The organism is Pseudomonas sp. GW822-FHT04H02, from assembly GCF_058800645.1.
In genome coordinates this window covers 421,384-444,450 of record NZ_JBXAMM010000002.1, presented here as the reverse complement: position 1 = coordinate 444,450, position 23,067 = coordinate 421,384, and the positions used below count along the sequence as shown (strand labels likewise).

18 protein-coding genes are annotated in these 23,067 nt (G+C 63.5%); 5 read left to right on the top strand and 13 right to left on the bottom strand.

From position 1 onward, the window contains the following. Positions 1 to 94: 94 nt before the first annotated feature. From AC1RMG_RS08700 to bacA, 4 genes are all read right to left on the bottom strand, one after another. Entirely contained in the window at positions 95 to 2,170 is a 2,076-nt protein-coding gene (locus AC1RMG_RS08700; protein ID WP_011059462.1) for a flotillin family protein, read from the bottom strand. Between the two features lie 37 nt (positions 2,171 to 2,207). Continuing rightward, entirely contained in the window at positions 2,208 to 2,849 is a 642-nt protein-coding gene (locus AC1RMG_RS08695; protein ID WP_011059461.1) for an OB-fold-containig protein, read from the bottom strand. 66 nt (positions 2,850 to 2,915) lie between these two features. Further along, positions 2,916 to 3,611 carry a PspA/IM30 family protein gene (locus tag AC1RMG_RS08690; RefSeq protein WP_041116143.1) on the bottom strand — a complete coding sequence of 232 codons (696 nt, stop codon included), beginning with the start codon at positions 3,609 to 3,611 and terminating at the stop codon, positions 2,916 to 2,918. A 15-nt stretch (positions 3,612 to 3,626) separates the two neighbouring features. Beyond that, positions 3,627 to 4,247: a biofilm formation regulator BacA gene (gene bacA, locus AC1RMG_RS08685; RefSeq protein WP_011059459.1), complete on the bottom strand. Its 621-nt coding sequence runs from the start codon at positions 4,245 to 4,247 to the stop codon at positions 3,627 to 3,629. A gap of 320 nt (positions 4,248 to 4,567) precedes the next feature. Between bacA and AC1RMG_RS08680 the strand changes: the two genes are divergently transcribed. Together AC1RMG_RS08680 and AC1RMG_RS08675 are read left to right on the top strand one after the other, a co-directional pair. Further along, positions 4,568 to 5,767 carry a CaiB/BaiF CoA transferase family protein gene (locus AC1RMG_RS08680; RefSeq protein ID WP_011059458.1) on the top strand — a complete coding sequence of 400 codons (1,200 nt, stop codon included), beginning with the start codon at positions 4,568 to 4,570 and terminating at the stop codon, positions 5,765 to 5,767. Between the two features lie 76 nt (positions 5,768 to 5,843). Beyond that, on the top strand, positions 5,844 to 6,695 hold the full coding sequence (locus AC1RMG_RS08675) for a TIGR02285 family protein (RefSeq protein WP_065364568.1): 852 nt from the start codon (positions 5,844 to 5,846) through the stop codon (positions 6,693 to 6,695). Positions 6,696 to 6,863: 168 nt separating this feature from the next. On the opposite strand, the gene AC1RMG_RS08670 is transcribed toward AC1RMG_RS08675, so the two are convergent. Beyond that, complete coding sequence (locus AC1RMG_RS08670) at positions 6,864 to 7,151, bottom strand: DUF3509 domain-containing protein (protein ID WP_011059456.1); 288 nt, start codon at positions 7,149 to 7,151, stop codon at positions 6,864 to 6,866. A gap of 208 nt (positions 7,152 to 7,359) precedes the next feature. Between AC1RMG_RS08670 and AC1RMG_RS08665 the strand changes: the two genes are divergently transcribed. Beyond that, positions 7,360 to 8,022, top strand: a complete 663-nt coding sequence (locus AC1RMG_RS08665) for a response regulator (RefSeq protein ID WP_011059455.1) — start codon at positions 7,360 to 7,362, stop codon at positions 8,020 to 8,022. Here the strand turns inward: AC1RMG_RS08665 and AC1RMG_RS08660 are convergent. The 6 genes from AC1RMG_RS08660 to xerD form a co-directional block, all read right to left on the bottom strand. Beyond that, on the bottom strand, positions 8,019 to 9,278 hold the full coding sequence (locus AC1RMG_RS08660) for an EAL domain-containing response regulator (protein ID WP_493168950.1): 1,260 nt from the start codon (positions 9,276 to 9,278) through the stop codon (positions 8,019 to 8,021). The genes AC1RMG_RS08665 and AC1RMG_RS08660 overlap by 4 nt on opposite strands. A 90-nt stretch (positions 9,279 to 9,368) precedes the next feature. Continuing rightward, positions 9,369 to 12,971, bottom strand: a complete 3,603-nt coding sequence (locus AC1RMG_RS08655; protein WP_493168948.1) for an ATP-binding protein — start codon at positions 12,969 to 12,971, stop codon at positions 9,369 to 9,371. A 100-nt stretch (positions 12,972 to 13,071) separates the two neighbouring features. Continuing rightward, the gene (gene thrC, locus AC1RMG_RS08650) at positions 13,072 to 14,481 is read right to left on the bottom strand and encodes a threonine synthase (protein WP_011059452.1); all 1,410 of its coding nucleotides are present in this window, start codon (positions 14,479 to 14,481) and stop codon (positions 13,072 to 13,074) included. A gap of 107 nt (positions 14,482 to 14,588) precedes the next feature. Continuing rightward, entirely contained in the window at positions 14,589 to 15,893 is a 1,305-nt protein-coding gene (locus AC1RMG_RS08645) for a homoserine dehydrogenase (RefSeq protein WP_011059451.1), read from the bottom strand. A 134-nt stretch (positions 15,894 to 16,027) separates the two neighbouring features. Beyond that, positions 16,028 to 16,759, bottom strand: a complete 732-nt coding sequence (locus AC1RMG_RS08640) for a thioredoxin fold domain-containing protein (RefSeq protein WP_011059450.1) — start codon at positions 16,757 to 16,759, stop codon at positions 16,028 to 16,030. A gap of 149 nt (positions 16,760 to 16,908) precedes the next feature. After that, positions 16,909 to 17,805: a site-specific tyrosine recombinase XerD gene (gene xerD, locus AC1RMG_RS08635; RefSeq protein WP_011059449.1), complete on the bottom strand. Its 897-nt coding sequence runs from the start codon at positions 17,803 to 17,805 to the stop codon at positions 16,909 to 16,911. A 107-nt stretch (positions 17,806 to 17,912) separates the two neighbouring features. Here xerD and AC1RMG_RS08630 point away from each other — a divergent pair, with 107 nt between their 5' ends. Further along, the gene (locus AC1RMG_RS08630) at positions 17,913 to 19,715 is read left to right on the top strand and encodes a cation:proton antiporter (RefSeq protein WP_065364573.1); all 1,803 of its coding nucleotides are present in this window, start codon (positions 17,913 to 17,915) and stop codon (positions 19,713 to 19,715) included. Positions 19,716 to 19,784: 69 nt separating this feature from the next. On the opposite strand, the gene AC1RMG_RS08625 is transcribed toward AC1RMG_RS08630, so the two are convergent. Beyond that, positions 19,785 to 20,198, bottom strand: coding sequence for an acyl-CoA thioesterase (locus AC1RMG_RS08625; protein ID WP_019094772.1), 414 nt, complete (start codon positions 20,196 to 20,198; stop codon positions 19,785 to 19,787). A gap of 324 nt (positions 20,199 to 20,522) precedes the next feature. Here AC1RMG_RS08625 and AC1RMG_RS08620 point away from each other — a divergent pair, with 324 nt between their 5' ends. Further along, positions 20,523 to 22,649 carry a DUF4132 domain-containing protein gene (locus tag AC1RMG_RS08620; protein WP_493168946.1) on the top strand — a complete coding sequence of 709 codons (2,127 nt, stop codon included), beginning with the start codon at positions 20,523 to 20,525 and terminating at the stop codon, positions 22,647 to 22,649. Between the two features lie 58 nt (positions 22,650 to 22,707). Here the strand turns inward: AC1RMG_RS08620 and rplS are convergent, their stop codons facing one another. Beyond that, positions 22,708 to 23,058 (bottom strand): 50S ribosomal protein L19, encoded by a 351-nt coding sequence (gene rplS / locus AC1RMG_RS08615; RefSeq protein ID WP_009047143.1) that lies wholly within the window; start codon positions 23,056 to 23,058, stop codon positions 22,708 to 22,710. Positions 23,059 to 23,067: the final 9 nt, after the last annotated feature.

Below are 23,067 nucleotides of genomic sequence, written 5' to 3'. Positions count from 1 at the left end.
AAACCCGCCGCCTGCCACCTGCCCTGCAGCCGTCGATAAAAACGACGGCTACAGGATCAGGCGAGGGCTGGCGAATCAGCTGTGGTCAGGCATTTCAGGCTTCGGCAGACGGAGCGTCGGCCTTGCGCGTAACGGCAGCGGCGGCCAGCTCAGCGGCTACGGCCGGAGCGCCCTTGCCATTGAGCAGGCGTGCCAGCACGTCCTGGACCACCGGGCTCTTGCCCACCACGCCCTCGATGGCCTTGCCCACCGACAGCGACTTGGCGAAGGAATTGAAGAAGTCGCCTTCGCCGCCGACGATCTCGATCTTGGCCTTGCTGAGGGCAGCCGACAGCACTTCGGCCTGGTCCTTGGCGATTTCCTTGTTGGCGGCGATGGCAGCCATCGCTTCCTCGAAGTTCTTCTCCAGTTGCATGCGGAACTCTTCGTGGGACCGCGCGCTGTCGCTGAGGGAGTCCAGGGCACCGAACTTCTTGCCCAGGCCTTCGGCCTCGGCGTTCAGGCGCTGCAGCAGCACTTCGGCTTCGGCCGAACCCAGGTCCTTGGTGGCCTTGGCCTTGGCCGCGCCCAACTGTTCTTCGCCACGGGCCTGGGCACCGAGCTTCTCTTCCATGACCTTGGCTTCAGCCAGGCCGTCCTTCTCTTTGGCAGCCGCCTGGGCTTCCATGATGCGGGCGTCGGCCAGGCCTTTTTCCTGCTCGCCACGGGCTTCGGCAATCAGTTGCTCGGTGCGTACGCGAGCCTGGGCCAGGCCTTCTTTTTCCTGGGCCGCTGCGGTGATTTCCAGCACCCGGGCATCGGCCAGGCCAGGCGCGGCGCGCTCGGCTTCCAGGCCTTCGGCCAGGCGTTTCTTGGCTTCGGCCTGCTTGGCCGCGGCTTCCAGTTCGGCCTGGGCCAGGTTGTTGATTTCCACGGCCTTGTGCTTGGAACGGGTCTCGTCGGCTTCGGCCTGCTTCACCTGGCGCACCAGGTCCTGCTCGGCTTCGGCCTGGGCCTGGATCACCACCACTTGCTTGGCGCGCTCGGCTTCGGAGACTTCGCGCACTTCCTTGATCCGCTCTTCCTCCTGGGCCACGGTCTTCTCCACCGCTACCCGCTCACGGATCACGGTGGCGATGTTCTTGCGCTGTTCTTCCAGAGCCTTTTCTTTCTCGATGCGTTGCAGTTCCACTTCACGCTCGCGGGCCACCACTTCCAAGTCCTTGGCGCGGGTGACTTTCTCGACTTCGATGACCACCGCACGCTGGCGGTTCTGCTGGGCCACTTCGACTTCGCGCTGATGGTTCTCGGTGCGCACGTCGATTTCCTGCTGGGACTGAATGCGTGCCTGTTCGGCCTTCAGGCGCTCTTCTTCCTTGACCTTGGCGGTCTCGGCTTCCTCGCGGGCACGGATGGTTTCGATCTCGCGCTTCTGCCGGGCTTCGGCATCGGCCTGCTGGCGTTCGAGGGACAGCGAGGCTTCGCGGGTCTCGACGTTCTTCTTCTGGATCGCCAGTTCCTGGTTGCGCTCCAGTTCGTTGGTGATGACGTTCTGCGCCGCGGTCAGCTCGGTGATCTTGCGGATACCCTCGGCGTCGAGGATGTTGCTCGGGTCCAGGGAGTGCTTGGCGGTCTGCTCCAGGTAGTCGATGGCCACGTCTTCCAGCACATAGCCGTTGAGGTCGTTGCCGATGATCTCGATGATGCGGTCGCGGAAGTCCTGGCGGTTCTCGAACAGCTGGACGAAATCGAACTGCTTGCCCACGGTTTTCAGCGCTTCGGAGAACTTGGCGTTGAACAGTTCGTTGACCGCGGCGCGGTCGGAGGCACGGTCGACACCGATGGCCTTGGCCACCTTGAGCACGTCTTCCTGGGTTTCATTGACCCGCAGGTAGAAGGCCACGGTGATGTCGGCGCGCATGTTGTCGCGGCAGATCAGCCCGTCCTTGGCCCGACGGTCGACTTCCAGGGTGATCAGCGAGATGCGCATGAACTCCTTGAGGTGGATCACCGGGTACACCAGGGCACCGGTGAAATGCACCTTGGGGGTCGAGGACATGTCGTTGACAATCAACGCCGTGCCTTGGGGAACCTTGATATAGAAGGCCTTGAACAGGGCCAACAGGCCGAAGACCACCAAGACGACGAGGCCGATCCCGAGCAGGATGGGCAGCAGCGACGGTAAATTCATGCAATCAATCTCCTTTGATTCTTGAGGGAGCCCGGGCTCAGAGGCCGCGAAACTCGTCCTCTGTAATGACCCGATAGGCGTGTTGCGCCTCCAGATACTCCAGTAACACGACGCGATCGCCGCGTTTGAAAGCTCGTGCCTCATCGGCACGCACACGCAGGATCAGGCCCGCGCCGCCGTCCTCGAGCACGGCTTCGCCATGTTCCAGGGTGACTCTGCCGCTGCGTACCACAGCCGTCTGCCCCAGCACCGACTTGCTGCTGGTGGCCTCCATCTTGAGAAACAGCGGGCGCAGCGGACGACAGATCGTCGCGCTGATGGGCGCTGCCAGGAACAGTGCGAGCACCGCCAGCAACAGGCCCAGGGGATAGCGCAGCCAACCCAGGGGCAGGTGGCTGAGCACGTAGAGTTCGGCGAAATAGGTCAGGAACCAGCTGAAGAACATCAGCAGGGTCAGCACCAGGGTGACCGGCACCCCGTTGAGTTTGAACTTGATCAGCAGCCCGGCCAGGCCTTCGCCGGCGTGGGCACTGTCGAGCAGCGAGTCGGCCTCGAAGTCCAGCAGGTCGACTTCAAGCATGCCCATGGCCACCACGGCCCAGTAGATCACGGCCAGGCAGAGCATGAAGCTGAACAGCACTGTGGGGAACGACAACACTGTCTGCAGGAAGATTTCCATTGCTTTCCTATCCCTGAAAAAGCCGGGCAAGGCCAGGCGGCCCCGCCCCTACAACACAACGGTGAATCAGGACTTGCTACGGTCCTTCAGGCGCGCCAGCACGCTGTCGGCGCTGGTGCTGCCGGCAACGATCCCGGCTTCACGCAACTTGGCATCCAGGGCATCGTCCGGGCTGCTGGTATTGGCCAGCTCGGCCGCGGCGTCCATCTTTGCCGCGCGCTCGGCCTGCTTCTGCTTGATCCGCTCCAGGGACTCCACGGCGGTGTGCAGCTTGCTCTGGGAGCCGCCGTAGCGCTGGGCCACGGCCTGCTGGGCCTTCTGCACGCTTTCGGTGGCCTTGACGGTATCCACCTGTTGTTTCAAATGCTTGATATTGCCCTCGGCCTGGGTCACGGCCTTGCGCAACTGTGCGACGCTGGCGGCAAAACCATCGGCCTGCTCACGCTCCACGGCCAGGTCATTTTCCAGGTTGGCGATCTTTTGCGCCACTTCCTGGGCAAGGGCTTCGTTGCCCGCTTCCAGGGCCTTGAGGGCGTAGCTTTCATACTCGGCGATCTTGGCCGCGCTGCCGTTGGCGCGCTCGGCGGCGAGTTTCTGCCGGGCCATGATCTCGGCCAGGGCTTCCTTGGACTTGCGCAGTTCCTGATCGGCGTCGCGGATCTCCTGATCGAGAATCCTCAGTGCCTGGCTGTCCACCAGGGCCTCGCCCGCCTCATTGGCACCACCGCGCAGCGCGGTGAGCAGCTTGCTCCATACGTTCATGTGCATTCCTCCAGGTCAGGCCTGAGCCTTCAGGTAGCCTTCGTAGGCCTCGGTTGCCCTGATCACGTTGCTGGCCAGGGTTTCGATCTCGTAGAGCACGTTGGAGAGAATCGAGGTTGCGCTCAGGGCGCCGTACATCATGTAGTGGCGCTCACCGCCAAAACGGGTTTCCAGGCCGATGCTCGACAGCGGGAACAACTGGCGGCTGAGCAACACTTCCTCGTTGAACGCGGCCACATCGGTCACTTCGCTTTGCGGCCACAGCAGCGCCTCCACCAGGATCTGCTCGCCGGACAGGGCCACGAACAACGGCAGGTCGCCGTATTCGCGCATGGTCACGTGCAAGCTCGGCTCCGCACCCTCCAGCAGTTCAACGCTGGCTTCGCCACTGCTGAACAACTCGGTGGCTACCAGGGCCTGGCACAGCGATCGGGCATTCCAGATCTGCGGCATGCTCATTTCTCCATCCTTTTCCACAGGAGCCAGCCCTTCTGAGGGCTGACGCAGTTTGCGTTCAACCGCCAGCAACGCCTGGGCGTTCTCCGGCAGTATCCAGACTTCCTTTTTCACCAGGCCCTGATCACGCAGGCGCTGGCGGAATAAACGTTGGTAATGGGCTGAGGATTTGTTTTCCATGGCGCAGAGACTAGAACATCACATGTAAGGTTTTCAATTCATCACATGTAAAATTTACAGGCGACATTTGTAACAAGAAATATCAGGAGGATCGCTCGGCAAACAGCCGCAAGGCATCCATCGCTGCATAGACCCTTTTACAGCTTTCGCAACCGCTCTTTTTTCAAGCGGCGTCATTAAACCCTGCCGCCCAATGGAATGAGAAGCACAATAATCCTTGGCCCGGGCGGGAAATAATCGGCAAAGGCAGGCGTCAGGCGCTGCCTTAATGGCGACCAATGGTCTAGGCTAGGCGGATTTTCCTGCCCAGCGGATGCCCCATGACCAGCCTCAGCAAGCCCCTCGCCGGATTGAAAGTGATAGAACTCGGCACCCTGATCGCCGGCCCTTTCGCCTCGCGCATCTGCGCCGAGTTCGGTGCCGAGGTGATCAAGGTCGAGTCACCCGATGGCGGTGATCCGCTGCGCAAGTGGCGCAAGCTGTATGAAGGCACCTCGCTGTGGTGGTTCGTCCAGGCACGCAACAAGAAGTCCCTGACCCTGAACCTCAAGCACCCGGAAGGCCTGGCGGTGCTCAAGCAACTGCTGGGCGAAGCGGACATCCTGATCGAGAACTTTCGCCCCGGCGTGCTGGAAAAACTCGGCCTGGGCTGGGACGTGCTGCACGCCCTCAACCCCAAACTGGTGATGGTGCGGCTATCGGGCTTTGGCCAGACCGGGCCGATGAAGGACCAACCGGGCTTCGGCGCGGTGGGCGAATCCATGGGCGGCCTGCGCTACATCACCGGTTTCGAGGACCGCCCACCGGTGCGCACCGGAATCTCCATCGGCGACTCCATCGCTGCCCTGTGGGGGGTGATCGGCGCGCTGATGGCGCTGCGTCACCGCGAGGTCAACGGCGGCCAGGGGCAGGTGGTGGACGTGGCGCTGTACGAGGCGATCTTCGCCATGATGGAAAGCATGGTTCCGGAGTTCGATGTATTCGGCTTCATCCGCGAACGCAGTGGCAACATCATGCCCGGCATCACCCCTTCGTCGATCCACACCAGTGCCGACGGCAAGCACGTGCAGATCGGCGCCAACGGCGATGCGATCTTCAAGCGCTTCATGCTCCTGATCGGCCGTGAGGACCTGGCCAATGACCCGGCCCTGGCCAGCAACGACGGGCGCGACACCCGCCGCGACGAACTCTATGGGGTGATCGATCGCTGGGTGGCGTCCCTGCCCCTGGAGCAGGTGCTGGAGCAGTTGAACCAGGCCGAAGTCCCGGCGAGCCGGATCTTCAGCGCCGAGGACATGTTCCACGACCCGCAATTCCTCGCCCGGGAAATGTTCCTCCAGGCCAGGCTGCCGGACGGCAAGGCCTTCAAGATGCCCGGCATCGTGCCAAAGCTCTCGCAGACTCCGGGCTCGGCCGACTGGGTCGGCCCCGAGCTCGGCGAACACTCCAGCGAAGTTCTGGCCGGCCTGGGCTACAGCAGCGAGCAGATCCAGGACCTGCGCAACTCTGGGGCAATCTAAGCTGAAACAGCCGTCTCACACTGCCCCCCCGCAACGGGCCCAGCGACGCCCGAGGCCAGGCCTTGGCCGGTTGACGATGGCGCTCGCGACCTGCCTGCTGTGGCTACCCTGCGCCCCCGGCCACGCCGGCGAAATGCTCACCTGGCTGCTGCGCGACCTGCCGCCGCTGAATATTTTCGAGGGCCAGCAAAAAGATCGAGGAGTGGTCGACCTGCTGATGCCGCAATTGATTGCCAGCCTGCCGGAGTACCAGCACGAACTGGTACGGGTCAATCGCGCCCGGGGCATGCAGATGTTGCGCGACCCCAGCTTCACCTGTGATCCGGCGCTGATCTGGAACAAGGAGCGTGCGCAATGGGTGGCCTTTTCCATCACCAGCTTTCGAGTGCTGAGCAATGGCCTGGCGATCCGCCGTGCCGACCGTGAACAGATCGCGCACTTCATCCATGACGGCAAGGTCGACCTGCATGGCCTGCTCGACAGCGGCAAGGAACTGATCGGGGTGGTGGCCGAGCGCAGCTACGGGCAACAGCTCGACAACCTGCTGCAGCAGGTTGCTCCGCAGCAAATCCGCGCCCACTACGGCAACGACGCCCTGGGCAGCCTGCTGCAGATGCAGCGCCTGGGGCGCCTGCAACTGCTGTTGGGCTACTGGCCGGAAATCCGCTACCAGGCCGTGCAGCAGGGCATGGACCCGCAGGATCTGGAGTTCTACCCGGTCGAAGGCACCAGCAAGTATCAGGAAATCCACGTCGGCTGCTCCGATACCCCGCAGGGCCGCAAAGCCATCACCCGGATCAACCAGGCCCTGCTCAAGCTGCGCGAGGAGCGACTGGTGGAGTTGTATGCCGCCTGGCTGGACCCCGGAATGCGCGATGAATACCGCGCCGATGCCCGGGCCTACTTCCAGGACTTGAAGGACCACTGACAAACGCCGGGCAAAAAGAAACCCCGAGAAGTGGGGAGACGACTCGGGGTTAAACGTGGTCTTTGCAGACCCGTACCAGCAGGCCACAAGCACCGGAGCACAATGCCTGATCCTGCTGATACTGAGTCTGACTGACGGGCCTGGCGGAAGGTTCCGTAAAATTTCAGATCAATTGCGCCGGGCGAACGCCTTGTCTTCGGCGGCATGGCGCAGGGCGGCGATCACGCAGGGTTCGAGCCGGCCTTCGGCGATCAGCACATCACGGTGCAGGCCGTCCACCACATCAGTGAGCAGGCGCTTGTCAGTGAGCTGGGCCCGATTGACCTCACGCTCCACCACGATGGCGCCGGCAGCATTCTTCAAGGTCACCAGGCATTCGCCCCGAGCCCCGCAAGGCGTCAGAGCAACCTGGTAAGGGCTCAGGGCCTCACTCAATAAAAGACTGATACTTTCCATCTAGATCACCACTCAATAGCTCGAATTAAAGGTTCGAAAACAAAAATGCCGGTAGCTTTCTGACATTCAAGTGACCATCGCTCAGAGAAGAAAGTTCGCCACACCTACTGCTGCCGACCTGAGTCAATCGAGCATGCACGGGTAATATGACAGCTGAAAAACGGCCGACCAGGCGCAAACAACGCCGCCTTTGCATTGGAGCTCAGCTTTGAAAGCAACGACGAACAACAAATTGCGCATCATCCTTGCCGACGACCACCCGATCTTCCTCATTGGCCTGCGCGCCGTCCTGGAGCAGGACGACAGCCTGGCCATCGTCGGCGAGGCCAGCTCGCCCTCCGCCCTGGCGCAACTGATGCAGGAGATCGAATGCGATGTGCTGGTGACGGATTTCATGATGCCAGCCGAACAGCAGAACGACGGCCTGCGCCTGATCGAACAGCTGCGCCGCCGCCACCCCGACCTGCCCATCGTGGTGGTGACCATGCTCAACCACCCCGGGCTGTTCCGCTCGATCCTCGATCTGGGAGTAACGGGCCTGCTGAGCAAGGCCAGCCTGGCGGACGAGCTGCCGACCGCCATCGCCCGGGCGCGGCAACACAAGCCCTACATCGCCCAGGCCATCAAGCAGGCCCTGAGCCTGGCCGGCGAAGTGGGGCCGGACCGCCTGGTTTCCAGCGATCAGTTGTCGCCGCGGGAGCTGGAAGTGATCCGCCTGTTGGCCGCTGGCCATGCGGTCGGGGAAATTGCCGCGCAACTCAACCGCAGCAAGCAGACCGTCAGTGCGCAGAAGGTCAGTGCCATGCGCAAGCTCGGCCTGTCCAGCGAAGCCGCGCTGTACATCTACGTGCAGGAGCACGGGCTGTCCTAGGCACACAGGCCCTCAGCGCCAGCCCCCTCAGCACCCCGGTCCAGCGCCTGCGCCAGCCACTGGCGCATCTGGGCAGCGCTCATCGGCCCGGCCAGGAAGCAGCCCTGCAGATGGGCCGCCCCCAGGGCCTTGGCCGCCTTATAGTCGGCCTCGCTCTCGATCCCGGCCACCACCACTCCCAGGGACATGCGCCGGGCCATGTTCATCGCCCCACCGACCAGGGCCACCTTGCGCTCGTCGGCCGCCATGCCCGCCACGAACACCGGGGGAATCTTCAACTCGGTAAAGGGCAGTTCCAGCAGGCGCTGCAGGCTGGTGCCGCCGATGCCGAAGTCGCCAATGGACAATTTGCAGCCGATCATCCGCAGGCGCAGCAGCGCCTCCACATGGGCGGTATCGGTCTGTAGCCGGGTGGTGTCGATGATTTCCAGGGTCAGCAGCCGGGCGGGCACTTCGAAACGCCTGAGCAAGGCCTCCAGCTGACGGGGAAACAGCGGCCGTTCAAGGATGCCGATGGGAATGTTCACTGCCACCGGCAACGAATGGCCCATCACCAGCTTCACCCCGGCCGCCAGCTCCAGGGCCTGTTCCAGCATGTGCCAGGTAAAGATCTCCTGCAGGCCGGCGAACTCGATCAATGGCAGAAACTCCCCGGGCATCAGCAGCCCGCGCTCGGGGTGCTGCCAGCGGGCCAGGGCCTCGACCCCCTGGAGCTCGCCGTGGGGCTGGATGACCGGCTGGAAATGCGCCACGCCGTGGCCCAGGATCGCCGCCAGCCCTTCCTCCTGGGTGACGCTGTCGAGGGAAAACGGCTCCAGCCCGAGCAAGTCCCGCAGCAACGCCTGGTCCGGCGCCGGCGCCCCCTGCCTGGAGTGCTGCTGGTAGGCCGTGAGCAAGTCGCCGATCACCGTCACCGAGGCCGGCTTGGGCAGGCAACCCAGCACTTTCAGGCCCAGCTCCCGGGCCATGCCGGCCGCCCCCTCCAGCACATCCTCTTCAGCATCGCTGAGGATGATCAGCGCCCGGGCCCGCTCCTGGCGGGCCAGGTCACGGATCAACTCCAGCCCGTCGGCCTGCTCCAGGTACAGGTCGCAGATGGCGATATCCACCGCCCCCTTGCTGTCCAGCGAACGCCGCGCGGCCTCGACACTCTCGGCGGTCAGCACATTGAACACGCCATTGGCGTTGAGCATCTGGTGCAGGGCCATCAATTGGAACGAGTTATCTTCGAGAATCAGCACTTTAAGCGAATGCATGGGGCAACCTCCGGTACGACGTGCGTGGCAAGTATCCACAACGAGCCGGCAGGTTAATCAGACAATTCCTACACACACATAGGACAAGTCTTAATCATCCAGGACAGCCTGGATATCACTGCGCAAGCTGGCGATGACCTCCAGCAACAATGGCCAATGACGATCGATGGCCTCGTCCTGCCGCCCCTTGACCAGCCCCTCGAGCTCGATACAGGCCCTGGCCAGGGGCAGGGCATCGATCAGGCAGCACACGCCCTTGAGCCGATGCAGGGTACCCCCTAGGCGTTCCCGGTCGCGGTCCTGGTGCGCCGCTTCCAGCGCCTGCTGCTCCTCGGCGAGGTTGCGCAACAACTCGTGCAGCATGCGTTGCAGCACCTGGTCGTCGGCCTGGGTCATGCTGCGCAAGGTCTGGATGTTGAAGGATGGCGGCGGCAGGAAGCGCGCCAGGGCCTGGGCCAACTGATCCAGGGTTACCGGCTTGACCAGCAGTTGATCCATTCCGGCCTCCTCGCAGCGCTCGCGTTCGTCTTCAAAGGCATTGGCGGTGCAGCCGATCACCGGACAACGCCCGCGCCCTTCCTGTGCCTCGGCCTGGCGTATCGCCTCGGCCAGGGCGTAGCCGCTCATGTCCGGCATGTTGCAGTCAGTCATCACCACGTCGAAGGTGCCACCACGCCATTGCTGCAACGCCTCCCGGGCATTGTCACAGGCCACCACCCGGTGCCCGAGGAACATCAGTTGCTGGCACAGGACCATGCGGTTGGCGCTCAAGTCATCCACCACCAGCACCTCCATGCTCCGGCTCGGCGGACGTTCCTGCGTCGACGCCGGCCCAGACTCGAAATCGTCACTGACCCGCTCCAGGTACAACTCCAGCGACACCACGGTACCGACCCCGGGCTCGCTGAGCAGGTGAATCCGCCCGCCCATCAGTTCCACCAGTTGCCGGCAGATACTCAACCCCAGCCCGGTGCCGCCGTAGGCTGACGAGGTCATGGCATCGGCCTGGACAAAAGGCGTGAACAGCTTGGCCTGCTGCTCGGCGCTGATACCGCGGCCGGTGTCCGCAACGCTGATGCGCAGGCACTCAAGGCCGGACTCGTCAGGCTGGCACTCCACCGTCATCCGCACCTCGCCCTGGGCGGTGAATTTCAGCGCGTTGCTCAACAGGTTGTGCACTACCTGGCGCAGGCGCGCCGGGTCGAACAGATAACGGCCCTTGGCCCGCTCACTGAACACCAGCTGCAACTGCACGCCCTGGTTGCGCGCCGTGACCTCGAACAACTGCCGGATACTCTCGAAAAACGGCTTGAGGGCGGTGACCTGGGGCACCAGGTGCATATACCCGGCTTCGATCTTGGCCAGGTCCAGGCTATCGCCCATCAGGCCGATCAATTCCTGGGCAGACTGGTAAGCCACCCGCAGGGCTTCGGAAAAGGGCACGCCGCGCAGCCGCGCCTGCTCTTTCTCCAGTTCCAGCAGGCCAAGGATGGCGGTCATCGGTGTGCGGATCTCGTGGCTCATGGTGGACAGGAAAGCCGTCTTCGCCGCGTTGGCCTGATCGGCCGCCTGGCGCGCCTCCACCAGTTGGTTCTCCAGGCGCTTGCGCTCGGTGATGTCGATCCAGCCGCCCAGCAAGCCCTGCAACTGCCCTTCTGCGCTGTAGAAGGGCACCGCCCACTGATAGACATCGATAGGGCCATCCCTGGACTCCACCTGTCGGTCGGCGAACACCGACTCACCGGAGGCCAGCAACTGCATGAACTCACCATGCAACTGCTGGGCGGTGGCCGGCGGCAGGATGTCCAGTTCGGTCAGTTGCCGCCCCTGTATCTGCGCCAGGCTGGTGCCCAATTGCTGTTCATAACTCTTGTTGCAGGTCATCAAACGCCCCTGCAGGTCGCGCACGAATATCGGGTTGGGAATACCGTCGAGCAAGGCCCGCTTGAACACCAGTTGATCATTGAGCCGCTGTTCAGCCAGCAATCGCTGCTGGATCTGGCGCTTGAGGCGACTGTTCCAGGCCAGGGAAATCAGGCCGAACAGCAGTGCTGTGGCAATCGCCCAATACACCCAGTTCGGCACGCGCTGCCAGGCAGGCACCGGCACTGGCGTAGCCCCCAGCCATTTCAGGCGCAGAGCGCTGAGCTCCGCTACCGGCAAGGCTTCCAGTGCCTTGTTGAGAATGCTCAGCAGCTCGGGCTGGTCCTTGCGCACGGAAAACTCGTCGGCCGACCAGGTGCCCTCGACACTGCGCCCTACCATCACCCCGGTCTCGGCCGGCCCCAGGGCTTGCACCTCGCTCTGGATAGTCGCCATGGCCTCGCCATTGCTGACCAGGGCCCGGGCCTCTTCATAGCTGGCAACGCTGCGCAGGCGAATGTCCGGGTAGTTGCGCCGGATAAAGCTCTCCAGGGTGTGCCGGGCCGGAAGCACCAGCACCTCCCCCGCCATCTGCTTCAGGCTGCTCAGGCGCCGGTCCTCGGGACGCACCACGAACACCCACGCCGCGCCGCCGAAGGCATGGGAGAAGTTCAGGAACAGCCGCCGGTCGTCGCTGGCCGTGAGGGTGGTGTTCATCTGCGCCTGCCCGCTTTCCAGCAGTTCCAGAGTCTGGGCAGTGGTCTGGCTTTCCTTCTGCACGAAATGCAGCCCGGTCATGCGCGAGATACGGTTGAGCAGGTCGATATTGAGGCCGGTCCACTGGCCTTCCTTGTCCTTGAACACATGGGGCGGGTATTGCTGGGAGGCCACCACCACATGCTGGTGCTGGAGGATCCAGGCCTGTTCCTGGGCGCTGAGCTCGATCGGCTCGGCGAAGTTGCTCGCCCCAAGGCCAGTGGTCCAGCGTGCCTGGATTTCCCGGCGTATGGATTCATCGATGCTTTGCAGGGCCTTTTCCAGCAACTGCGCCAGCAGCACATTGCTGTCGCGGGTGGCGAAGGCGAAGCCGGTGGGCGGCAGGCGGCTTTCCACGTGGATCTGCAACCCCAGGTAGGGACGCAGGGCCTTGTAGGCGCGAACGATCACCTCGTTGCCGATGAAGGCGTCGGCATCCCCCTGCTTCACCGCTTCCAGGCCGCTGTAGAGGTTCGGTGAAAGCATGATCTGGCTGTCGGGATAGGCCGCATGGACCTGGGCGGCATTGGCGTAGCCGTCCAGCAGCACCACCTTCTTGCCCGCCAGGTCGTCACTGGGCTGCGGCTCGTCCCGACGCACCACGACCACCGCCAGGTCCGGCATGTAGTCACTGGTAAAACGCAGCCCCGGCGCTCCGCGCTCATAGCCGTTGGCACTGGTCAGCACATCGATGGTGCCGTTGCGCAGCGCTTCCACCGCCTGCTCGCGCTCGGAAAAGCCCAGGACCTCCATGGACGTCCCCAGGCGCTCGCCCACCAGGCTCAGGTAATCGGCGCTGATGCCCTGGTAACGGTTACGGTCGCGAGTGATGTCGATGGGCTGGTAGTCATCGATGGAAATCCCCACCCTTAGGGTCCGGTGGCTTTTCAGCCATCGCTGCTCGGCGGGAGCCAGGGGCAAGGGGTCGAGATCGACGAAGGCCGGCACCAACTTGAAAGACAGGTTCTGAGCGGCGTAGGCAGGTGCCGCCCAAGCGAATATTGCACAGACCAGCACAGGCCCGCACAGCCAGCGCTGGACGGGCAGTTTCCGATAGGTTCGACGGCGAATCATCCGGGCCTCCCGGCGTCTTGCGAGCCACACTCATGCCACTGGGGCAAGAAAAAACAAAGCCCGTCAGAAGACGGGCTTGTTAGTCGGCAAAGCCAATGAATCAGAGCGGCTTGCCACGATTGCCGTGCTGGCTGACAAAAGCCTGCACCGCTTTCAGGTCGTTGGCCAGGACCGTGCAGCGCTCTTCACGCTGGAACAGGTCGGACAGGTGCGCCGGCAGCTCCAGAGCCTTGCCGACACCGGCCTTTTCCACCGCATCCGGGAACTTGACCGGGTGCGCGGTGCCCAGGACCACCATGGGTGTATCCAGGCTGCGCCGGCATTCACGGGCGGCCTTGACCCCGATCGCGGTGTGCGGGTCCAGCACTTCGCCGGTCTGGGCGAAGACTTCGGCGATGGTTTCGCAGGTCTGCTCGTCGTTCACCGCCAGGGAGTCGAACAGCTTGCGCGCTTCGGTCCAGCGATCCTGTTCGACGCTGAAACCGCCGCCCTGCTTGAAGCTGTCCATCAAGGCCGCCAGGGCCGCGCCGTTGCGACCGTGCAGGTCGAACAGCAGACGCTCGAAGTTCGACGAGACCATGATGTCCATGGACGGCGACAGGGTCGCGTGCAGGGTTTCCTTGACGTACTGATTGCCGCTCATGAAGCGGTGCAGGATGTCGTTGCGGTTGGTGGCGACGATCAGTTGGCTGATCGGCAGGCCCATGTTGCGCGCCAGGTAACCGGCGAAGATGTCGCCGAAGTTGCCGGTGGGCACCGAGAACGCGATGGAACGTGCCGGGCCGCCCAACTGCAGGGCCGCGTGGAAGTAGTAGACGATCTGGGCCATGATCCGCGCCCAGTTGATCGAGTTCACCGCCACCAGGCGAGTGCCCTTGAGGAAGCCCTGGTCGGCGAAGCTGGCCTTGACCATTTCCTGGCAGTCGTCGAAGTTGCCTTCGATGGCGATGTTGTGGATGTTCTCGCCGAGGATGGTGGTCATCTGCCGGCGCTGCACTTCCGATACACGGTTGTGCGGATGCAGGATGAAGATGTCGACGTTGTCGCAACGCTTGCAGCCTTCGATGGCCGCCGAGCCGGTGTCACCGGAGGTGGCACCGATGATCACCACGCGCTCGCCGCGCTTCTCCAGCACGTAGTCCAGCAGGCGACCCAGCAGTTGCAGGGCGAAGTCCTTGAATGCCAGGGTCGGGCCATGGAACAGCTCCAGCACCCACTCGTTGCCGTTGAGCTGGCGCAGCGGCGCAATGGCGTTGTGGGAGAAAGCGCCGTAGGTTTCTTCAAGGATCTTCTTGAAATCGGCGTCCGGAATGCTGCCGGTGACGAACGGGCGCATGACCCGGAACGCCAGCTCGTGATACGGCAGGCCAGCCCAGGAAGCGATTTCTTCCTGAGTGAAACGCGGCAGATTCTCTGGCACATAGAGACCGCCGTCGCTGGCCAGACCTGCCAGCAGCACATCTTCGAAATTCAGGGCCGGTGCCTGGCCACGAGTACTGATATAGCGCATGGGGACAAACCTTCGGTTTGAGCCTCAAGCCGCAAGCTTCAAGCCTCAAGTCAAAGCCGATCAGCTTCTGACTTGGCGCTTGCCGCTTGCCACTTGCGGCTGCTTCATTAATTCAAATGTTCGACGCGGATACGCACCACCGGGCCAACGACGCCCTGCAGGGCCTCCAGGGCGGTGATCGCATCGTTGATGTGCTGCTCCAGAACACGGTGGGTCAGCAGGATCATCGGCACCAGGCCGTCCTGCTCTTCCACTTCCTTCTGCATGATCGATTCGATGTTGATGCCGCGCTCGGAAAGAATGCTCGCCACCTGGGCCAGTACGCCCGGGTGATCCTTGGCCTGGATGCGCAGGTAGTAGGCGCTCTCGCAGGACTCGATCGGCAGGATCGGATGATCCGACAGCGAGTCAGGCTGGAACGCCAGGTGCGGCACGCGGTTTTCCGGGTCGCTGGTCATGGCGCGAACCACGTCCACCAGGTCGGCCACCACCGAGGAAGCGGTCGGCTCCATGCCCGCGCCGGCGCCGTAGAACAGGGTCGAACCGGCGGCATCGCCATTGACCATGACCGCGTTCATCACACCGTTGACGTTGGCGATCAGGCGATCGGCCGGAATCAGGGTCGGGTGCACCCGCAGCTCGATACCGGCCTCGGTGCGGCGCGCCACACCCAGGTGCTTGATGCGGTAGCCCAGGGCCTCGGCGTAGTTCACGTCGGCGGTGGTGAGCTTGGTGATGCCTTCGGTGTAGGCCTTGTCGAACTGCAGCGGGATACCAAAGGCGATGGACGCCAGGATGGTCAGCTTGTGCGCGGCATCGATGCCTTCGACGTCGAAGGTCGGATCGGCTTCGGCGTAGCCCAGGGCCTGCGCTTCGGCCAGCACGTCTTCAAAGGTGCGGCCCTTCTCGCGCATTTCCGAGAGGATGAAGTTGCCGGTGCCGTTGATGATCCCCGCCAGCCAGTTGATACGGTTGGCCGAGAGGCCTTCGCGGATCGCCTTGATCACCGGGATGCCACCGGCAACGGCGGCTTCGAAGGCCACGATCACGCCCTTCTCCTGGGCCTTGGCGAAGATCTCGTTGCCGTGCACGGCGATCAGCGCCTTGTTCGCGGTGACCACGTGCTTGCCGTTCTCGATGGCCTTGAGCACCAGGTCACGGGCCACGGTGTAGCCGCCCACCAGCTCGATGACGATATCGATTTCAGGGTTGGTGGCCACGGCGAAGACATCGTTGGTAATCGCAATACCGGTCGTTTGGAACTGCGGCTTTGGCGTACGGGTAGCAATCTGCGCTACTTCGATTCCACGCCCGGCACGGCGGGCAATCTCCTCGGCGTTGCGCTGAAGTACGTTTAGGGTACCGCCACCGACAGTACCCAGCCCACAGATGCCTACTTTGACCGGATTCACTCTGAACTCCCCATAAAACGGCCGACTCTAGGCCGGCCGTGGAATACAGCCGCAAACTGCGCGGCTCTCTATTAATGGCCCGCCGGCTTGGCCGGCGGGCCATGATCGTCAAAGGCTAGCGTGACGATGCAGGATTATTTCGCACCCAGGGCCAGTTTGGCGATCTGCGGTGCCGGCTGGTAGCCGGGAATCACCTGGCCATCGGCCAGAACGATGGCCGGGGTGCCGTTGACACCGATCGACTGGCCCAGGGCGAATTGCTTGGACACCGGGTTGGCGCACTTGGCGGCCTTGATTTCCTTGCCGTCGACCATCTTGTCCATCGCGGCTTTCTTGTCCGCCGAGCACCAGACCGCCTGCAGCTGTTCGTCACCCGGCGAGCCCAGGCCCTGGCGCGGGAACGCCACGTAGCGCACTTCCACACCCAGCTTGTTCAGCTCGGGCACTTCGGCGTGCAGCTTGTGGCAGTACGGGCAGGTGGTGTCGGTGAACACGGTGATGTGGGTCTTGGTCTCGCCAATGGCTGGATAGACCACAGTTTCCGCGACCGGAATGCCGTTGATCAACTTGGAAATGCCCAGGCGCTCGGTTTTTTCGGTGAGGTTGACCGGCTTGCCGTCCTTGAGCTGGAACAGGTAGCCCTGGACCACGAACTGGCCGTCGGCGCTGGCGTACAGCACACGGCTGCCCTTGAGCTTGACTTCGTACAGGCCACCCATGGGGCTGGCGGTAATGCTTTCCACAGGCGTTTCGAGCTGCAGGGTCTCGAGGCTCTTGCGGATGGCTTTCTCGGCACTGTCATCGGCCATGGCAAAAGTGCTGAGCAGCGCCAGGGAGGCGGCGGCAAAAATCTGGGTCAAGCGCATGGGAACTCCTGAAGGCGGGCAAATGGGCCACTCGCAGCGATCACCATGGCAACCGCTCGCAAACAGCCGTTTTGCAAACCGGCAAAGCCTATCACATCTGTTTGCCGGCACCGACTACGGGCGACGCAAAGCGCGGCCCGGAAGGCAAATCAACCGCGCGGATGGTGCTTGGCGTGCAGATCCTGCAGCCGGGCGCGGGCCACATGGGTATAGATCTGGGTGGTGGACAGGTCGCTATGGCCCAACAGCATCTGCACCACTCGCAGGTCGGCGCCGTGATTGAGCAGATGGGTAGCGAAGGCATGGCGCAAGGTGTGGGGCGACAGCGCCTTGCCGATCCCGGCGACCTTGGCCTGGTGCTTGATCCGATGCCAGAAGGTCTGGCGGGTCATCTGCTCGCCACGCAGGCTGGGGAACAGCACGTCGCTGGGACGCCCGCCCAGCAGCTCGGCACGGGCATCACGCATGTAGCGCTCGACCCAGACAATCGCCTCCTCGCCCATGGGCACCAGGCGCTCCTTGCTGCCCTTGCCCATGACCCGCAGCACGCCCTGGCGCAGGTTGACCTGCTCCAGGGTCAGGCTGATCAACTCGGTAACCCGCAGGCCACAGGCATAGAGCACTTCGAGCATGGCCCGGTCGCGCTGGCCGATGGCCTCGCTCAGGTCCGGCGCGGCCAGCAGCGCTTCCACATCCGCCTCCGACAGCGACTTGGGCAACGGACGCCCCAGTTGCGGCATGTCGATCTGCAAGGTGGGATCGATTTCAATCAGCTTTTCCCGCAGCAGATAGCGATAGAAACCACGCACGCCCGAGAGGAATCGCGCTGTCGAGCGGGGCTTGTAGGCTTGCTCCACGCGCCAGGCCAGGTGATCGAGGATCAGCTCGCGCCCGGCCCGCGGCAACTCCAGCCCTTGCTCCTGCAACCAGCCGTTGAACAACGCCAGGTCACTGCGATAGGCGTCGCGCGTGTTGTCGGACAGGCCTTTCTCCAACCACAGGGCGTCGAGAAAACGGTCGATCAGGGGGTGGTCGATGGCAGGCATAAAGACTCGAAAGGCGCGGCCCAGAGGCCAGGCGTAAAAAAATAGTGAACTGCGCGCAGGGTCGCTAGTCTTTCATAGCCAGCCATTTTCAGGAACAGGGTGCATTGATGAGTGAACAACAGATTCTGCTGGCCTTCGGCGGCATCGGCGTGGCCGCGCTGGGCTGCCAGTGGCTGGCCTGGAGGCTGAAACTGCCGGCCATTCTCTTTCTGTTGCTCAGCGGCATTCTGGCCGGGCCGATACTGGGCTGGCTCGACCCGCAGGAGATGTTCGGCCCGCTGCTGATGCCCCTGGTTTCGCTGGCGGTGGCGCTGATCCTGTTCGAAGGCAGCCTGACCCTGCACCTCTCCGAGTGGCGCGAGATCGGCAGTGTGGTGCACCGCCTGGTGACCATCGGCGCGCTGTCCACCTGGGCCGTGATCACCCTGGCCACCCACTGGCTGCTGGGCTTCGACTGGATGCTGGCCCTGCTGTTCGGCACCCTGACCCTGGTCACCGGACCGACGGTGATCGTGCCCATGCTGCGGGTAGTGCGGCCCAAGGCCTCGATCGCCAATATCCTGCGCTGGGAAGGCATCGTCATCGACCCTATCGGCGCCCTGCTGGCGGTGGTGGTCTACAGCTTCATCATCGCCAGCGCCGAGGGCGCCGGTCTGAGCCAGAGCCTGCTGACCTTTGGCGGGGTGATTCTGTGCGGCAGCCTGTTCGGCATCGCCGGCGGCTGGGTCCTGGGCAGCATCATGCGCCGCCAGTGGCTGCCGGAATACCTGCACAACCTGGCAACCCTGGCGGCAGTGCTGGGAATCTTCATCGCTTCCAACCAGGTGATGCACGAATCCGGACTGCTGGCGGTGACCCTGATGGGCATGTGGATGGCCAACATGAAGGGCGTGGATGTGCGGCACATCCTGCACTTCAAGGAAAACCTCAGCGTGCTGCTGATTTCCGGGCTGTTCATCCTCCTGGCGGCACGCCTGGACCTCAAGGCGCTGATTGCCCTGGGCCCGCTGGTGCTGATCCTGCTGCTGGTGATCCAGTTTATCGCCCGGCCACTGAACGTGCTGCTGTCCACGGCCGGCTCCAGCCTCAACTGGCGTGAACGCGCCTTGCTGGCGTGGATTGCCCCACGGGGGATTGTTGCGGCAGCAGTGTCAGCGATCTTCGCCATCCGCCTGGATGAAGCCGGTCATGAGGGGGCATTGCTGCTGGTGCCACTGACCTTTGCCGTGATCATCGGCACCGTGGTCCTGCAAAGCGCCACGGCTCGCCCCCTGGCGCGCCTGTTGAAAGTCGCCGAGCCGGCGCCCAGCGGCTTTCTCATCGTCGGCGCCAACGGCCCGGCACGGACCCTTGGCAAAGCCTTGCAGCAACTGGGCAGCCGGGTGCTGTTGACCGACTCCAGCTGGGAAAACATTCGCGCGGCGCGCATGGAAGGGCTGCCCACCTATTTCGGCAACCCGGCCTCGCAGCACGCCGATGCCCATCTGGACCTGGTGGGCCTGGGCCACTTGCTTGCACTCTCGCCCTCAGGAGAGCTGAACACCCTGGCCGCCATGCGCTTTCGCCACGACTTCGGCCACCAGCGCCTGTTCGCCCTGGCCAACAGCCAGGAAAGCCGGCGCACCGACAAGCACCGGGCCAGCCACGAACACCGCGGCCAGTTGCTGGGCAGCGAGGCCTTGACCTACACCAAGCTGGCCAGCCTGCTGGGCCAGGGCGCGGAGCTGTACAGCACCAATCTGACCGAAGCCTTTGGCTGGGACGATTACCAGGCCCTGCACGGCGAACGCGCCACTCTGCTGTTTGCCCGCGACAGTAGCGGCTGGGTGCATGTCGTCACCCCAGACAGCAGCCTCAAGCCGGCGGCAGGCTGGACGCTGCTGGCCCTGATCCAGCCCGAGTCCCTGTAACGCTCCCCCTTGCAGGAACTGGTTTGCCAGCGAAGAGGCCCGATGGCTTATTCGCCGGCACGCCGGCTCCTACGTCGCAAACCCTGGAAGCACCGGCACCGGGCGCTTGTCATCGTCGATGGCGACAAAGCTGAACAAGCCATGGATGGCCTTTTCCCGACCATCACAGCTCATGCTCTCTACAAACACCTCGACTTCGACCTTGAGGCTGGTGTTACCCACCTTCACCACTCGCCCCACCAATTCGACGATCGAACCTGCGGCAATCGGATGGTTGAAATCAATGCGGTCGGTGGACACCGTCACCAGCGGCAGCCGGCAGAAGCGGGTCGCGGCGATAAACGAAACCTCGTCCATCCAGGCCAGGGCAGTGCCGCCGAACAGGGTGTTGTGATGATTGGTGGTGGACGGGAATACCGCCTTGGTCACGCGGGTCACCGAGAGTTCGGTACGGCGCTGGATTTCTTGCTCACGAAGGGTCATCGGACTACTGCCTGAATGGATGGATCCGCGCACGGGCACGCTGCGGGCATGGAACGCCCATGAGCGCTGCAGGGCAGCGACCCAAGGCTTGATGGGAATAATCGGGGCGGCCTGCCTGTGGATAGAACCAGGCCAGGATTGCCGGGAGGATGCGACGCACCCTGGGCGTCCGTGCAGGCTGCACGGATCGGGCGATCACACTTTATTGGGCCGGCGAGTATATCGCCGCCCGGCAGGGGCCGAAAGAACCCGCCAGGGGCCAGAGGCCACAACCGGCGATAAAAAATGCGATTATCCGCGCACTGAAAAAGGAGACCCGCCGCCATGGATGCCCCGCTCGCGCCTTCGCTCGTCGCGCACCTGCAACAACGCCTGAACACCGACCGAGTGGATCATCCGAACTTCATCGGCCCGCCGCCCGACATCAGCCCATTGACGCCCGCTCAATTGGGCAGCCTGTGGCCGGCCATCCGCCGAGCCCTGCGCGATCATGCCAACCCGGCAGCGCAGCAACTGGCGACCGCGATCGTGCAGCAGGCCACGCAACTGGAGCTGAGCCCGGCCCTCGATCAAACCACCCTGCTGGAGGCGCTGCGCAGTTGCGTGAACTGGCAGGAGGCACTGGAACAACTGGCCTGTTTCAGCGGAACACCGAGCTCCGCCTTGGCCGAAGAACTGCGCAGGATCCTTGCGGAACCGGGCCCACAGTGGGCGCTGTACTACCACCAGGCGTACGTGCTGGCGCAATGGGTGGATGAAGAAACCCGCACGGCGCTGCGGCGTTGTGTGGAACAACACTACGCCGATGCGCCCTACGCCCGGCAGGAGTTCGAACTGCTTGGGCAACTGGAGCCTCGCTCACGGCAGGCCCTGGCCGGCAGCGAGTACTGGACCGGCCATCATCACCTGAGCGCCGATCCGGCCAGGGTGCTGATGGATGACGCGGCGTACGTCGAATTCTCACAGCAGATCCTCAGTACCGCAGCCCAGCGCCTGGACGCCATCCACAACGGCGCCACGCCCTATGTGGCCGATGGCGCCTTTACCACCGATGACACTCCGGTGATCGCCCGCGCCGCGCGGGTCGCCCTGCTGCGCGATGCCTCCTGGCTGCCGCCACTGATGGACATTTTGCTGCCCAAGGCCTGCGTCGCCCCGGCCCAGGCCAAGACTGCGCCGTCGCAGTCCCTGTCCATCGCCCTGGGGCATTGCATCGAGCAGGTGCCAACCCCGGAAAGCGTGCAGGCACTGCGCAGCGCCCTGGGCCTGGTGCGCCATGCCAGCATCCAGAAAAAACTCGCCCGCAACCTCAAACCTGCCGAACGCGGCCTGGCCCAACGCCCCGAGATCGCCCTGCGCCTGGCCCCCACCAGCACGCCCGGCAAGGCCCAGCACGGGCTTCTGGCCAGTTGCCTGGAATCCGGGCTGTGGCAAGCCTTTGAGTTGTCTTTCAGCGACTGGCGAGCGCAACTGGCGGACTCCGCCGTGGGCTCGCCCTTTGCCCGCTCACTGGTTTGGGTTGCCCATTGCACAGATGGCCAACGCCGCAGCTTCCTGCTGGACGCCAATGCGCAAGCGCTAGACTCCCGGGGCCAACCGCTGAGCCTGGATGCCGGGTGCAGGATTTCGCTATGGCACCCGCTGTCAGCCAACGCCGCAGAGCGCCACGCCTGGCAGGCCCTGATCAGCGAACGCCGGATCAAACAACCGCTGCGCCAAGTGTTTCGCGAGTACTACCTGCCCTCTCAGCAAGAGCTGGAAAGCCACACCTGCCAGGCATTCGCCGGATACAGCTTGTCCATCCGCCCCCTGATCGGCCTGGCCCGCCGCGAAGGCTGGAAGATCGACAGGGACAGCGGCCTGAGCCGGAACCTGGGGGATATCCGGGTGGGCTTTGCGGTGGACGCGGCACTCTATCCGGGGCTGCAGGGGCACTGCCTGTCCGGCAGCGCAAGCTTCGCTCGGCGCGCCGATAAACACTGGCAGCCGATGCTGCTGCAGGATGTGCCGCCGCAGGTGTTTTCAGAAGCCTGCCGGGCCATCGACCTGCTGGTGAGCGTCAGCAGTTTCGCCATCGAAGAGCTGGCACAGAGCGCCACCGGCCAGCCCCTGCCGCAAATGCCGGCCGCCAGGCGCGAGCAACGCCTGAACCTGCTGGCCGGGCACAACCTCACCCAGATGGCTCTGATGCGCCAGCACGTGCTGGGCAGGGCTTTCGCCCCACTTATCGAGCAGGGGGTGTTGTCGATGGAGGGGCGTCATGTCCGCATCGGCGACCATGCGGTGCATCTGGCCACCGGGCGCGTGACACGCGATGGCGAACCCGTGGAGATGGCCCTGGCGGCGCAAAGCGGCAAATTGACCGCCCTGCCCTGGCTGCCTTATGACGAGGTACTGCTGGAACGGATCGCCAACACGGTCTGCGCCCTGCTGAACCGCTCCGGGCATTAAATGACAGGCAACAAAAAAGCAGCCCGTAGGCTGCTTTTTTCTGCATCGGAAGCTGGACTTAAGCCAGTTTTTCCTTGATGCGAGCTGCTTTACCCGACAGGTCGCGCAGGTAGTACAGCTTGGCTTTACGCACGTCACCGCGACGCTTGACAGCCATGCTGTCGATCTGCGGGCTGTAGGTCTGGAAAGTACGCTCTACGCCAACGCCGTTGGAGATTTTACGTACGGTGAACGCGCTGTTCACACCGCGGTTGCGCTTGGCGATAACTACGCCTTCGAACGCCTGCAGACGGGAACGATCACCTTCCTTCACTTTCACCTGAACGACAATGGTGTCGCCCGGGGCAAAGGCTGGGATCTCTTTGGTCATCTGCTCTGCTTCGAGTGCAAGGATGATTTTGTTGGTCATGCTGTGCTC

Coding starts and splice junctions, on each gene's coding strand:
- thrC (WP_011059452.1), bottom strand. CDS start 14,481: ATGCGCTATATCAGTACTCGTGGCCAGGCACCGGCCCTGAATTTCGAA.
- AC1RMG_RS08700 (WP_011059462.1), bottom strand. CDS start 2,170: ATGAATTTACCGTCGCTGCTGCCCATCCTGCTCGGGATCGGCCTCGTC.
- AC1RMG_RS08680 (WP_011059458.1), top strand. CDS start 4,568: ATGACCAGCCTCAGCAAGCCCCTCGCCGGATTGAAAGTGATAGAACTC.
- rplS (WP_009047143.1), bottom strand. CDS start 23,058: ATGACCAACAAAATCATCCTTGCACTCGAAGCAGAGCAGATGACCAAA.
- AC1RMG_RS08655 (WP_493168948.1), bottom strand. CDS start 12,971: ATGATTCGCCGTCGAACCTATCGGAAACTGCCCGTCCAGCGCTGGCTG.
- AC1RMG_RS08640 (WP_011059450.1), bottom strand. CDS start 16,759: ATGCGCTTGACCCAGATTTTTGCCGCCGCCTCCCTGGCGCTGCTCAGC.
- AC1RMG_RS08675 (WP_065364568.1), top strand. CDS start 5,844: ATGGCGCTCGCGACCTGCCTGCTGTGGCTACCCTGCGCCCCCGGCCAC.
- AC1RMG_RS08625 (WP_019094772.1), bottom strand. CDS start 20,198: ATGACCCTTCGTGAGCAAGAAATCCAGCGCCGTACCGAACTCTCGGTG.
- AC1RMG_RS08695 (WP_011059461.1), bottom strand. CDS start 2,849: ATGGAAATCTTCCTGCAGACAGTGTTGTCGTTCCCCACAGTGCTGTTC.
- AC1RMG_RS08630 (WP_065364573.1), top strand. CDS start 17,913: ATGAGTGAACAACAGATTCTGCTGGCCTTCGGCGGCATCGGCGTGGCC.
- AC1RMG_RS08660 (WP_493168950.1), bottom strand. CDS start 9,278: ATGCATTCGCTTAAAGTGCTGATTCTCGAAGATAACTCGTTCCAATTG.
- AC1RMG_RS08690 (WP_041116143.1), bottom strand. CDS start 3,611: ATGAACGTATGGAGCAAGCTGCTCACCGCGCTGCGCGGTGGTGCCAAT.
- AC1RMG_RS08670 (WP_011059456.1), bottom strand. CDS start 7,151: ATGGAAAGTATCAGTCTTTTATTGAGTGAGGCCCTGAGCCCTTACCAG.
- bacA (WP_011059459.1), bottom strand. CDS start 4,247: ATGGAAAACAAATCCTCAGCCCATTACCAACGTTTATTCCGCCAGCGC.
- xerD (WP_011059449.1), bottom strand. CDS start 17,805: ATGCCTGCCATCGACCACCCCCTGATCGACCGTTTTCTCGACGCCCTG.
- AC1RMG_RS08620 (WP_493168946.1), top strand. CDS start 20,523: ATGGATGCCCCGCTCGCGCCTTCGCTCGTCGCGCACCTGCAACAACGC.